Raw genomic sequence first — 11,377 nt, 5'->3', positions numbered from 1 at the left:
GCCCGGATCAGGGGGCTGGGTGCGAGGCCGCGTACACCCACGCCGAGCCGCCCGACGCCAACGGTGCCAGGGCCCGGCTGTAGTCGTCGGTCTCGTAGCCGTCGGCGGCGGCGAGTTCCGCCTCGGTGATGGCCAGGACGGTGCCGGCGACGAGGTCGGCGGGGTCACCGGTGGCGTGCAGGATCGGGTGGTGCGCCGAGCCGCTGGTGGCCACGACCTCCGGGTCGGTGATCTCGACCATGTCCAGTCGGTACCCCTGAAGCTGGTCCGGTCTTCCGTCGAGTTCGCGACCGAAGAGGGCGCGTTGCACGTTGGACTGGCGCAGCGTGCCATAGGAGAACAGGGAGACGTCGGTCTGCACGGGGGCACCTTCCTGGTCGGGCGAGCGGCTCATGATCACATCATGCCCCGCCCGCCCATGCCGGTGACACCGGCATGGGCGGAAGCGACCACCAGGCGTCGAATGATCTGGCAGATGCCAGACGAACCGTCAACACGACCCGCATCTGCGATGCCCTAGAGTCGGGGCATGGTCGCATTCCGGATGGGCGAGGTGGCGGGGCTGCTGGGTGTCAGCGTGGACACGGTGCGCCGCTGGGCCGACGGCGGGAGACTGCCGGTCAGCCGCGACGACCACGGGCACCGGGTCGTCGAGGGCGGGGCGCTGGCCGGATTCCTGCGGACGCATTCCGCCGAGGCCGACAAGGGCTCGGGGTCCTCGGCGCGCAACCGGCTGCCCGGGATCGTGACCGAGGTGATCCGCGACGGCGTGATGGCGCAGGTGGAGATCCACGCCGGCGGGCACCGGATCGTGTCGCTGATGAGCCGCGAGGCCGCCGACGAGCTGGGCCTGCAGGTCGGGGTGCCGGCGACGGCGGTAGTGAAGTCCACCAACGTGGTGGTCGAGGTGCCCCAGCGTGGGGCGAAGGGACAGGAGCGTTCATGAGACTGGTACGGATGCTGGCGGTCGCCACGGTCGCCGCACTCGCCCTGGCCGGTTGCGGCGGTGGCGCGGACAAGCCGTCGACGACGCCCCCGACCGGGGAGAAACTCACCGGCACGGTCACCGTGCTCGCGGCCGCGTCGTTGACGGAGTCGTTCACGGCGATCGGCAAGGACTTCGAGGCCGCCCACCCCGGGGTGAAGGTGACGTTCAGCTTCGGGGCCAGCTCCACGCTCGCCACCCAGATCGTCAACGGCGCGCCCGCCGACGTGTTCGCCTCGGCCAGCCCGACGAACATGAAGCAGGTCACCGACGCGAACCTGGCGACCGCCCCGACGGTGTTCGCGAGGAACCAGCTCGTGATCGCCGTGCCGAAGGGCAACAAGGCCGGCATCAAGACGATCGAGGACCTGGCCAAGCCGAACGTCAAGGTCGCACTCTGCGCGACTCAGGTGCCCTGCGGCGCGGCGGCCACCAAGGCCCTCGCGGCCGCGAACGTGAAGGTCACCCCCGTCACCCTCGAGGCGGACGTCAAGGCCGCGCTCACGAAGGTCCGGCTCGGCGAGGTCGACGCGGCCCTCGTGTACCGCACCGACGCCCAGGCCGCGTCCGCCGACGTCGAGGCCATCGAGTTCACCGCGTCGGCCCAGGCCGTCAACGAGTACCCGATCGTCGCGATCGCCAAGGCCCCCAACAGCGCCGGAGCCGCCGCGTTCGTCGCCTACGTACTCTCCGACAAGGCCAAGGCGATCCTCACCAAGGCCGGCTTCCAGAACCCCTGACGCCGAGCGTCGCCCGCGCCCCGTGCGAACGGGGCCCGGGCGGTCCGGTCGATTTCAGGGCACTCCGGCAGCTCCGATAGTTGGTAGGGTCCCCGAGACCTGAAGGGGCCGACACGGGGGCGACAGTCAGCATGGTGGAGTTCGTAGCGTTATTCGTAGTGGTTTGTGTGGTTATCCGGTTCGCGAGGGTGGCGCTTGCCATCAGACGAACCGGGACGAGTCCGACGCTGCTGCTGGTGGGGTTGGTCACGCAGGCGTTCGGAGCGCTGTGCTACCTGCCGTGGGCGGCGCTGCTCGTGACCGGCGCGGCGACCTCGGGTCGGCAGTTCTGGTTCGTGGCGGGTCTGCTGATCACGGTGGTGGGCGGGGTCCTGCAGCTGGTCGGGCGACGCCGGGCGGGTGAGCGGATCTGGGACCGCGACGAGCGGCGGCGCGATTCCGGGGAGATGTGGTCGTCCTGGGAGCCGGGCTCGGTGGGCGGTCCGGAGCATCCCGACCGGTCCGAAGGCCGGCTGCGCCGCGCCGCCCGAGTGGACCGCTGACCATCACGAGTGCCTGGACCGGTGAGGTGGTCTTCGAAAAATGACGATCGAAGTGATATCCGCGGTCCGAACAGGCGAAGACCTCGTGGAGATCTCCGTTCAGTGGCCGGACCGGCTCGCGGTGTACACGTTCGTCCGCGATCCGAGGCCTCCACTGCCGGTCATCAACAGCCACGATGTGTGGCAGGACTTTCGGACCCGCGTCGACGTTTACGAGCAGATGTACCGGCTGGCCTGGCGGGCCTACCTGGGCAAGGAGATCGTGCTGCCGGTACAGCTACCCACCGGGGTGTATCCGCCACGCGCGCGATGAATGACATCCGGGTGCCCATCGTCAAGCGGGCACCCGGATGCGGTCGAAACGCGCCGTCGCCCAACAACTAGCCACGGATGAGTGGCAGCTCGGCGAACGTGTGGTCCTGCCAGATCAGCCGGGACACCTCTTCCGGGTACGCCGTGACAGCAGGCTGTGCGTCGAAAAGCTGGGTGAGACGCTGCCCGGCGTCGTACGCCGGCCACCCCGGGTCGCCCTGGGCCGCGAACGCCGTCCACGCCCCGCGCATCCTGGCCGACAGCTCCTCCGCCTCGGGCGACGGACCGCCGATGAGCATCGCGGTCTGCCCGCTGCTCAGGTTGCCGAAGACGAGCGGCACGTCGAGGCCGTGGCAGGCACCGAGCGCGCCGCCCATGCCCGGGGCGGGCCACGTCAACTCATACAGGTGGGCGCGACCGCCGCCGGCGACCTGCGCCTCGGCGAGGTGCAGCGAGGGCATCCGGAACAGCCAGTCCGAGTGCACCAGTTCGTACAACTCTTCGGGTCCGGCGTCGGGGAAGCCGTCGCGGTACTGGCGAGCGCCGTCCGGGCCGGGGGCGAAGGTGTCCAGGGCCGTCGCCGACTGCTCCGGTGTCACCTGGCCGAGGATGCCCTCGATCAGGCTGAACAGCCGCTGCTCGTCACGGGTGTGCCCGACGAGGAGTTCGATGTCCCGGCCGGCGCCGTCGGCCAGGGCCCGCCACGGGGTGCGGGGCAGGACGTCGCCGTCGACGACGGGCGAGAACGGGATCGACCGGGACGCCGCCCGGCCCCAGCGTCGCGCCCCCTGGCCCATCTTGGCGGTCATCGCGTCACCGGCGGCGGACAGTTGGGCCGGGGTCACCGTGGACAGATCGGCGACCGTGGGGCGCAGTCCCAGCTCGGTGGCACAGGCTGCGGCGATGTCGTCGGCGAGTTCCGCCGTGAAGAACGCGCCCGGCACGCTCTGCGCGATGGCGCGTCGGAAGAGCCCGGCGGCGCGCGGCATGGCCAGCAGCGCCGCGACCGACCCGCCGCCGGCTGACTCGCCGAAGACGGTGACCCGGTCGGGGTCGCCGCCGAAGGACCTGATGTTGTCGCGCACCCATTCCAGGGCGGCGACCTGGTCGAGCAGGCCCCGGTTGGCCGGTGCGCCCTCGATCTGCGCGAAGCCTTCGGCACCCACGCGGTAGTTGAACGTCACGACGACCACGCCGCCGTCCCGGGCGAGCCGGGCGCCGTCGTACTCGGGGAGGCTGGACATGCCGATCACGTAGCCGCCGCCCTGGATCCACACCATGACCGGCAGGTCGGCGCCCGTGTCGGGGGACCAGACGTTGAGGGTCAGCCAGTTGTCGGCTGCGGGGTCCTGCGACAGCGCGTCCATACCGAGCGCGCCGGCCTGCGGGGGCGGTGGGCCGTACGACACGGCGTCGCGCACCCCGGTCCAGCCCCGGGCCGGGCGCGGGGCGGCGAGACGCAGCACGCCGACGGGTGGCTCGGCGAACGGGATGCCCCGGAAGACTGCCAGGCCCGGCTCCCGGCTGCCACGCACCGTCCCGGCTGTCGTGTGGACCTCGGACGCGGCAACGGTCATCGCAACTCCCTCTCCGGGCTGGCCGGGCGCGGCACAGGGCTCGCGTCGGCCGAGACACCACCGATCATTCCCGCCACGACGAGGTAAGCGCCAATCATTTTGAGCCTATGACCGGAGAATCCTGACGTCGTCGACGCCGGCCTCGATCAGGGAGCCCGGGTCGGTGTCGGCGGCCTCGACCACGAGTCGGATGCTCTGCCCGGCGTAGGCGGACAGGTCCACGGTCTGCGTGCTCCACGCGGCCGTGACCTGGGTCGCCGAGCCGGTCCGGGTGAACACCGTTGCCGTGCCGCCGGCGTGCAGCACCCGGACCCGGAGGTAGTCCGCACTGGACGCGTTGTTCAGGTGCGCCAGATAGCAGGCGAACGTCAGCGTATAGTTGCCGCCCGCCGGCAGCGCGATCGCCGGCGACCGGACGCTGCTCACGCCGCCGTCGAGGTCGTTGGCGCCGACCGACGCCCCGGCCAGTGCCCCGGTGACCAGGTCGAAGGATCCGGACGGGGTGGTGCCGTCCTGCATCGTGCCGCCGCTGGTGGTGGTCTCGGGGTTGCCGCGTTCGAACCGGCCGGCGGTCGCGGTGTCGGTGCCGTCGGGGTTGACCTGCCAGCCGCGGTCCGTCTCGAAGTCGTCGGAGTAGACCACGGTGCCCGTGGTCAGGCCCACCGACGGCAGGGTCAGGGTGCTGTAGGCCGGGGCGAGCCTGAGGCCGGTGCCGCCGAGCGGCCGGAGCGTGAAGTCGTAGTCCGTGCTGATCACCACGAGTCCGATCCGATGGCCGGTGGCGAAGACGTGGTCCTTGGGTTGGAGATCGAATCTCAGGGTGTACTCCTGGCCCTGCACAACGGGTGTGGTCGTGTCGGGCCCGGTGCGGTTCTGCGGGTCGAGCCAGCCGCGGGTGACGATCACGGGGGTGCCGGTGCCGTAGTCGACGAGCAGCGCGGTGAGGTTCGCGTCGGGCCGGTTGGTCACGGCGGCCTGCAGCGAGACCCTGGGCGTCCCGGACAGGCGGACGGCGGCCGGCAGGGTGGCCGTGCGGTACACGAGCCGGTTGGGGTTCGCGGTGTCCGGGTTCGCGACGAGGGTGGCGGGGGTCTTCGTCCGGCCCTCGTCGGTGAAGCTGTGCCGGATCTCGCTCGGCACGGGGGTGGTCGAGAGGTCACCTGCGGCGGTCAGGCTCAGGTTCACGTCGCGGACGGCAGGGTCGGGCCAGTTGGCGAGCTGCTTCCACGTCCCGTCGGCGTACTGCACGTCCGCCATCGGCTCGTCCATGATCCCGTTGTTGACTCCCTTGAGCCAGTAGTCGAACCACCGGCCCAGCGTGGCCTGGTAGTCCGAACGCGACGGCGCGCCGTGTCCGGCGTTGTGCAGCCAGATCTTGCGGGGTACGCCCGCGCGGGCCAGCGCGTCCCACCAGGAGGCGTACTGCTTGCCCTTCACGTTCCAGTCGCTCTGCCCGTGCATCACGAACACCGACGCCTTCACGCCGGAGGCCAGCCGGGTGTAGTCCCGGTCCTGCCAGAACGGCTGGTAGTCGCCGGTGGTCCGGTCCTGCCGGGCGGTCAGGTCGGCGATCTCGTCGGCGCAGCCGGGGCGCTGGACCACGGCCTTGGCGAGGATGTCGGCGTCCTCGCCCTGGTAGCCGCCCGGTGCGACGACGAGGCCGTTGGCCCGGTAGTAGTCGTACCAGCTGGAGATGGCGGAGATCGGCACGATGGTCTTCAGGCCGTCGACGCCGGTGGTGGCCACCATGTTCGGCAGCGTGCCGTTGTAGGAGATCCCGGTCATGCCGACCTTGCCGGTGCTCCACGACGCCGTCACCGGCTGGCCGGAGGGGGAGTAGCCCCTGGCCCGGCCGTTGAGCCAGTCGATGACCGCTTTGGTGGACTGGGTCTCGGCGGCGTCCCCGCTGGTCGGGCAGCCCTCGGAGGCCCCGGTGCCGATGCTGTGCCCGAGCACGACGGCGTAGCCCCTGGGGACGAAGTAGTCGTCGTACCAGCCGGGCAGGTCGGGCATCGCCTTCAGCACTGTCGGTCCGTCGCCGGGCCCGGCGAGGGCGGTCTCCTGGGGGAGCCGGTCGACGTTGACGTCGTGGTTGGTGACGGCGTTCAGCCCGGTCCGGTAGGGGCTGTGCTCGAAGATGACCGGCACCTTCGCCCCGTCCGCCGGCCGGGCGATGTCGAGGGCCACCCGGTCGGGTCTGCCGTCGTGGTCGGAGTCCACGGTCGTTTCCACGTACACCCGTTCCTCGATGGCGGCGAGGGTGCCGGCGGCGGCAGCCGGGGCGGGCACCAACAGTCCGGTGAGGAGGGTCGCGGTCGTGAGGGCTCTGATCCACATACCAGCAGAATGCCGACAGAATGGCTCCAAGGATAGTGATGACTATCGATTGGCACGTTTGTTTCGGCGGCCCTACCTACGCCGGTGGAAGTCCGACTCCTGCAGAGTGCCGGCCTCGACCAGGAGCGGGGCCGTCACCGGCGTGGCCAGTCCCGGCACGGTGAACGCCACCGGGTCGGACACGCCGGGGATCACCGCCGCGAGCGTGCGCGGCAGCGCGGGGGTCTTCGGCAACACCAGGTACGTCGTGGCGAGGTTGCCGTCCGCGTCCGCCGTCACCGTCACGGGTGCCAGACCGGCCAGGACGACCGTGACCGGCCGGGACGCGGGGAAGTTGGTGCCCTGCACGGACGTCGTCCCGCCGGGGCGGACCACGGCGGGGTTGGCGCGCAGCGTCGGCGCCTTGCCGCCGCCGGTCAACCCGACGAGCAGCGGGGTGTCCAGGGGTCCGTGGACGATCCTGAGGCTGCCGGGGCGCTGGCCGACGCCGTGCGGGGCGTGGGTCAGCGCGACCGTGCAACTGGCGCCCGGCGCGAGCACCACGTCCTGACACAGGTTCCTGGTGATCGCGTAGTCCGCGGCGAACTGGCCGTCCAGGGCCACGGCGCCGATCTTCTCCGGATCCCGGGTGCCCTGGTTGGTCACGGTCACCGTGGCCGGGCCGCTCGGGGTGATCAGGAGACGGTCGCCGAACGCGACCGGGTCCGGCTGCGCGATCGCGTTGTGCCGTGCCGGACCGGTACCGCCGACGAGCCCGATGTCCAGCAGGCCCTTCACCGGGGCGCGACCTCCGGTGACGGTGACCGTGCCGGTGCGTTCGCCCTTCGCGGTGGGCGTGAACCGCACCGGGACGAGACAGGGGTCCTCCTCGTGCCGGACGGTGCCGGCGCAGGTGTCCGCCGGGTCGAGGGTGAAGTCGGGTCCCTTGGCGATGTCCGCCTTGCTGATCGGCAGCGGACCGAAGCCCTCGACCGTGACTGTGGCGGTCTCGGTCGCCTTGTCGCCGACGTCCACCGTGCCGAACACGAGCGGGTCCACCTTCTTCAGGCCCGGCATGAACTCGCGGGTGAACACGTCGGCGTACCCGTTGACGTCGTCGGGAGCAAGGTCGTCGGCCGTCGAGCCGAACGCGACGAACCGTCCGTCGCCCGACAGCGCCGGCGCGTTGCTGTGCTCGTTGCCGCCGCAGGTGCTGTTCGGCGGTGGGGGCGTGGCGGGCGTCGGGCCCCGGGAGGGCGTGCCCGTGCCGCCGGTGGGCACGACGCACGGGAACGTGTGGCTGGCGGAGACCAGTTCTGCCGGGCCGACCGGCGTCCCGGCCTTGACGTGCGCCCGGTCCCGGATCAGGTCGCGGGCGACGACCTGACAGATATTCGCCGTGTACCGGGTGTGCAGGCACGAACTCCGCTCCGACGACAGGTACCGGTCCCACCCGTTGTGCACGCCCCGGTCGTCGGTGACGAACGCCAGGTACCGCCCGTCGGTGGACAGGGTCGGCTCGGCCCCGGCCGCCGGGGCGCCCGTGGCGTCGCGGGAGGCCAGCCAGTACGTGGCCGGGCCGGGGAACGTGCCACCGGTCGGGGTGCCGCGGTCCACGACGTACACCTGCGTCGCGGGCTCGCCCGTGACGCGCCGGGCGTAAGCGAACGCGACCATCTGGCCGGTCCGTGAGACGGCCACCTTGCCGAAGCCGCCCTCGGCCAGCGGCTTGCCGCCGTCACCGGCGTCGATCCTGGTCGCGGTGCCGGTCACCCGGTCGTGGTCCACCAGGATCTCGCGCTGGGTGGCGCCGCAGGAGGTCCCGCAGTAGAGGGCGGCGAACACGACGTGCCGGCCGTCGGCCGAGATCGCCGGGTCGCCGGTGCTCACCGGGTGCATGCCCGCGAGCGCGGGGAAGGCCGCGTCCTCGATCGGGCCGGCGGTGAGCTGACCGTTCTCGCCGTGCACGAGGGGGGTGATCCGCACCCGGGAGTAGTCGGGATCGCCGTGCAGGGTCCTGTCCCGCCAGGCGACGGCGGTCGCGTCAGCGTTCAGGCTCGGCGACTCGGTGGCGTTGGTCCGGGAGCCCTCCGACGTCCGGACCTGACCTGCGTACAGGTAGCGGTAGTCCATCGCGGTGCTCCCGGGGCGGGGCTCGTCGAAGACGCCGTCACCGTCGGGGTCGCGATCGACGATCACGACGTCGTTCATGTTGTCGGAGTCCTCGCGGACCAGGTTGGTCGCGTCGGTCTGGAACGCGACGTACCGGCCCGTGCCCGAGACCGACGGCAGCTCGCTCTCGCCGTCGGCGCGCCACTCCTCCGGGTCGGCCGCTTCGGCCCGCAGTCGCGTCTCGCCGCTGACCGTGGAGCCGACGATGGTCCAGTTGAGTGGGAAGTGCGCCTCGCCGAGGTCGGCGCTGCGCACGTCCACCCGGAACCGGAAGGTGCCGAGGGTCGTCGGGGTGCCCCTGAGTTCGAGCTCGGGCCCCGTGGTGGGCGTGTACGTGATCCCCGGCGGCGGCGTGCCCACGATCGTCCACGTGAAGGGGGCCTCCCCGCCGCTGACCACGCGCAGGCGCTCCGGGTTCACGGCGTGGTCGCGGATGTCGCCGAGGTCCGGTCCTGGTCGGCTCTCGTGGATGACCAGTAACCGGGGGACGATGTCCCACCGGACGGTCGTGTTGCCGGACGCGCCGGTGGTGTCGGTGGCCGTGACGACGGAGTCGGTGACCCCCACCTGGCTCGGGGTGCCCGACATCGTGCCGGTCGCCGGGTCGATCGTCAGGCCGGGCGGCATGTTCGTGGCCGACCAGCGGTACGGCGGGTGCCCGCCGGTGGCGGAGTTGGTCACGTCCGCTATGCGGTACCCGACGACCTTGATCAGGCCGGAGTGCTCGTGCACCGTCACCGGCACGTCGCGCACGACCCACTCGAACGTCAGGTCGCCTCGGCGGCTGTTGCGGTCGGTGGCGGTGACCTTCACGTCGTACGTCGCGGGCGCGGTCGGGGTGCCCGAGATCAGGCCGGTGTCCTTGTCGATGGTCAGCCCGGTGGGCAGGCCGTCGGCAGCCCAGGTGACCGGGCCCGCCTGGCTGGTGACGGTCAGTTGCAGGCTGGCCGGCTGGTCGACGGTGCTCGTCTGCGGCCCCGGGTACGCCACCCGCGGCGGCGGTGCGAGCTGGCCCCGGGTGAGGAGCACGGTCCGGTTCGCGCGGCTGTCGCGCAGGTACACGTCGGGGTAGTTGCAGTCGCCCACGCAGGAGTCCAGCGGATCGAGGTGACTGTAGGACATGAACGCCACCTGGGTGCCGTCCTCGGAGATCGCGCCGTCGTAGCTGCTGCCCTCCCGGTCCGTGGGCAGGCCGGTGGCAGCGGACACCCGGGTGGTCTGACCGGCGATCGGGACGGCGCCGGCCGGGGACGGGGTCAGGGCGAACGCGGCGAGCAGGGCCGTCGCGGACAGAACGGTCACGGCGAACGCGACCCGGGACAGCGCGGTACGGCTCAGCATGCCACCCAGCATCGGGCGGCACCCGCGTCCGTTTCGCCGTTTCGTGGGTAGATTCGAGGGCAGTGTGGGCTGCCCTTTTGATCATGTCACGGCGTCAGCGGTAGTCGTCCTCGTCGAGTTCGACGTCCCACAACAGGTGGTCCGGGTCGTCGAAGTCGGCCATGCCGTAGCCGAACGCCACCGTGTGGTGCTGTTCGACGAGGTCGGCCTCGGGACTGTCGGTGGAGAGTTCGGCCGGTGTGAACATGGCTGGCACTCCTTTGTCCGCGCGCGGGCCATACGCGTCCCATTCTCGCGGATCCGCTCCGCCGGTCCCCGTCGTTTCGGGCAATTCGGCCTGACGCGAGCCGTTTTCTTGATCTTGCGGGTGCTTCCTCGGCATGATCACGGGCGGGATCGGCGCAGCGTCGATAGCCGCCGGTTATCGACGACCCGGGGAGCGACGTGGAACTGCGCGACATCGAGATCTTCCTGACCCTCGCCGAGGAACTGCACTTCGGGAGGACCGCGGAGCTGCTGCGCGTCTCACAGGCCCGGGTGAGCCAGGCGATCCGCAAGCAGGAACGCCGCATCGGCGCGACCCTGTTCGACCGCACCAGTCGCACCGTAACCCTGACCCCGATCGGGCGTCGGCTCCGCGACGATCTCCAACAGGCGTACGACCTGCTCCAGGGCGGCCTGGCCCGCGCCACCGCCGCAGGGCAGGGCATCGGCGGCACGCTGCGCCTCGGGGTGATGGGCGCGCTCGGCGCGGAACTGCGCCCCGTGGTCGAGGCGTTCCGTGCCCGGCACCCGGACGGCGACGTGGAGATCAGCGAGTTCCATTTCAGCGACCCCTTCACCCGGCTGCGTTCCGGCGACGTCGACGTCCAGCTCATGTGGCTCCCGGTACGCGAACCCGACCTGACCGTCGGCCCGGTCGTCCTGACCGAGGGCCGGGTCCTCGCGGTGTCCACCGACTCGGACCTGGCCGGCCGGGACGCGGTGTCGATGAACGACCTCGGCGGGCGCACCGTCCTGGACCCCGGAGCTGACATGCCGGACTACTGGCTCGAGGCGATGCTCCCCAAGCGCACGCCCGAGGGCCGGCTGATCCCGAGGGGCCCGGCCGCGCGGACCTTCCACGAGGTCCTCACCCGGGTCGCCGCCGGGCAGCTCGTCTGCCCGTTGAACGAGCACGTCCGGTGGTACTACAGCCACCCCGGCATCACCTACCTGCCGATCCGCGACGCTCCGCGTACCGAGTGGGCGCTGGTCTGGTCGACCGCCAACCGGTCGGCGCACCTGCGCGCTCTCATCGAGACCGTCGGCGGAGGCGAACCCCGCCCCATCGTGCCGGGCCCGTGACGTCGTCGGTCGGGTGCTGTCGAGTAGGTGGTGACCGTACTGTGG

At 71.4% G+C, this 11,377-nt stretch carries 10 protein-coding genes; 5 read left to right on the top strand and 5 right to left on the bottom strand.

Features of this window, described 5'->3' with window-relative positions:
• Window positions 1–7: 7 nt before the first annotated feature.
• Window positions 8–394: a gamma-glutamylcyclotransferase family protein gene (locus IW245_RS14540; RefSeq protein WP_197003705.1), complete on the bottom strand. Its 387-nt coding sequence runs from the start codon at window positions 392–394 to the stop codon at window positions 8–10.
• 135 nt (window positions 395–529) lie between these two features.
• On the opposite strand from IW245_RS14540, the gene IW245_RS14535 reads away from it, so the two are divergent.
• From IW245_RS14535 to IW245_RS14520, 4 genes are all read left to right on the top strand, one after another.
• The gene (locus tag IW245_RS14535; RefSeq protein ID WP_197003704.1) at window positions 530–946 is read left to right on the top strand and encodes a TOBE domain-containing protein; all 417 of its coding nucleotides are present in this window, start codon (window positions 530–532) and stop codon (window positions 944–946) included.
• Window positions 943–1,725: a molybdate ABC transporter substrate-binding protein gene (gene modA / locus IW245_RS14530; RefSeq protein ID WP_197003703.1), complete on the top strand. Its 783-nt coding sequence runs from the start codon at window positions 943–945 to the stop codon at window positions 1,723–1,725. The genes IW245_RS14535 and modA overlap by 4 nt, the downstream gene beginning before the upstream one ends.
• Before the next feature lie 236 nt (window positions 1,726–1,961).
• Entirely contained in the window at window positions 1,962–2,267 is a 306-nt protein-coding gene (locus tag IW245_RS14525) for a hypothetical protein (protein WP_197003702.1), read from the top strand.
• Between the two features lie 40 nt (window positions 2,268–2,307).
• Window positions 2,308–2,580, top strand: a complete 273-nt coding sequence (locus IW245_RS14520; protein ID WP_197003701.1) for a hypothetical protein — start codon at window positions 2,308–2,310, stop codon at window positions 2,578–2,580.
• A 67-nt stretch (window positions 2,581–2,647) separates the two neighbouring features.
• On the opposite strand, the gene IW245_RS14515 is transcribed toward IW245_RS14520, so the two are convergent.
• The 4 genes from IW245_RS14515 to IW245_RS14500 form a co-directional block, all read right to left on the bottom strand.
• Window positions 2,648–4,156 (bottom strand): carboxylesterase/lipase family protein, encoded by a 1,509-nt coding sequence (locus tag IW245_RS14515; protein ID WP_197003700.1) that lies wholly within the window; start codon window positions 4,154–4,156, stop codon window positions 2,648–2,650.
• Window positions 4,157–4,261: 105 nt separating this feature from the next.
• Window positions 4,262–6,493 carry a Xaa-Pro dipeptidyl-peptidase gene (locus tag IW245_RS14510; RefSeq protein WP_197003699.1) on the bottom strand — a complete coding sequence of 744 codons (2,232 nt, stop codon included), beginning with the start codon at window positions 6,491–6,493 and terminating at the stop codon, window positions 4,262–4,264.
• Between the two features lie 72 nt (window positions 6,494–6,565).
• On the bottom strand, window positions 6,566–9,985 hold the full coding sequence (locus tag IW245_RS14505) for a putative Ig domain-containing protein (RefSeq protein ID WP_231398800.1): 3,420 nt from the start codon (window positions 9,983–9,985) through the stop codon (window positions 6,566–6,568).
• 94 nt (window positions 9,986–10,079) lie between these two features.
• Window positions 10,080–10,232, bottom strand: a complete 153-nt coding sequence (locus IW245_RS14500) for a hypothetical protein (RefSeq protein WP_197003697.1) — start codon at window positions 10,230–10,232, stop codon at window positions 10,080–10,082.
• 197 nt (window positions 10,233–10,429) lie between these two features.
• On the opposite strand from IW245_RS14500, the gene IW245_RS14495 reads away from it, so the two are divergent.
• Window positions 10,430–11,332: a LysR family transcriptional regulator gene (locus IW245_RS14495; RefSeq protein WP_197003696.1), complete on the top strand. Its 903-nt coding sequence runs from the start codon at window positions 10,430–10,432 to the stop codon at window positions 11,330–11,332.
• Window positions 11,333–11,377: the final 45 nt, after the last annotated feature.

The sequence above is a fragment of the Longispora fulva genome, from assembly GCF_015751905.1.
Taxonomy (GTDB): Bacteria; Actinomycetota; Actinomycetes; order Mycobacteriales; family Micromonosporaceae; genus Longispora; species Longispora fulva.
Note: the sequence above shows the minus strand (reverse complement) of the source record. Positions and strands in the feature narration are given on the sequence as shown.

Coding starts and splice junctions, on each gene's coding strand:
- IW245_RS14540 (WP_197003705.1), bottom strand. CDS start 394: ATGAGCCGCTCGCCCGACCAGGAAGGTGCCCCCGTGCAGACCGACGTC.
- IW245_RS14535 (WP_197003704.1), top strand. CDS start 530: ATGGTCGCATTCCGGATGGGCGAGGTGGCGGGGCTGCTGGGTGTCAGC.
- modA (WP_197003703.1), top strand. CDS start 943: ATGAGACTGGTACGGATGCTGGCGGTCGCCACGGTCGCCGCACTCGCC.
- IW245_RS14520 (WP_197003701.1), top strand. CDS start 2,308: ATGACGATCGAAGTGATATCCGCGGTCCGAACAGGCGAAGACCTCGTG.
- IW245_RS14515 (WP_197003700.1), bottom strand. CDS start 4,156: ATGACCGTTGCCGCGTCCGAGGTCCACACGACAGCCGGGACGGTGCGT.
- IW245_RS14510 (WP_197003699.1), bottom strand. CDS start 6,493: ATGTGGATCAGAGCCCTCACGACCGCGACCCTCCTCACCGGACTGTTG.
- IW245_RS14505 (WP_231398800.1), bottom strand. CDS start 9,985: ATGCTGAGCCGTACCGCGCTGTCCCGGGTCGCGTTCGCCGTGACCGTT.
- IW245_RS14500 (WP_197003697.1), bottom strand. CDS start 10,232: ATGTTCACACCGGCCGAACTCTCCACCGACAGTCCCGAGGCCGACCTC.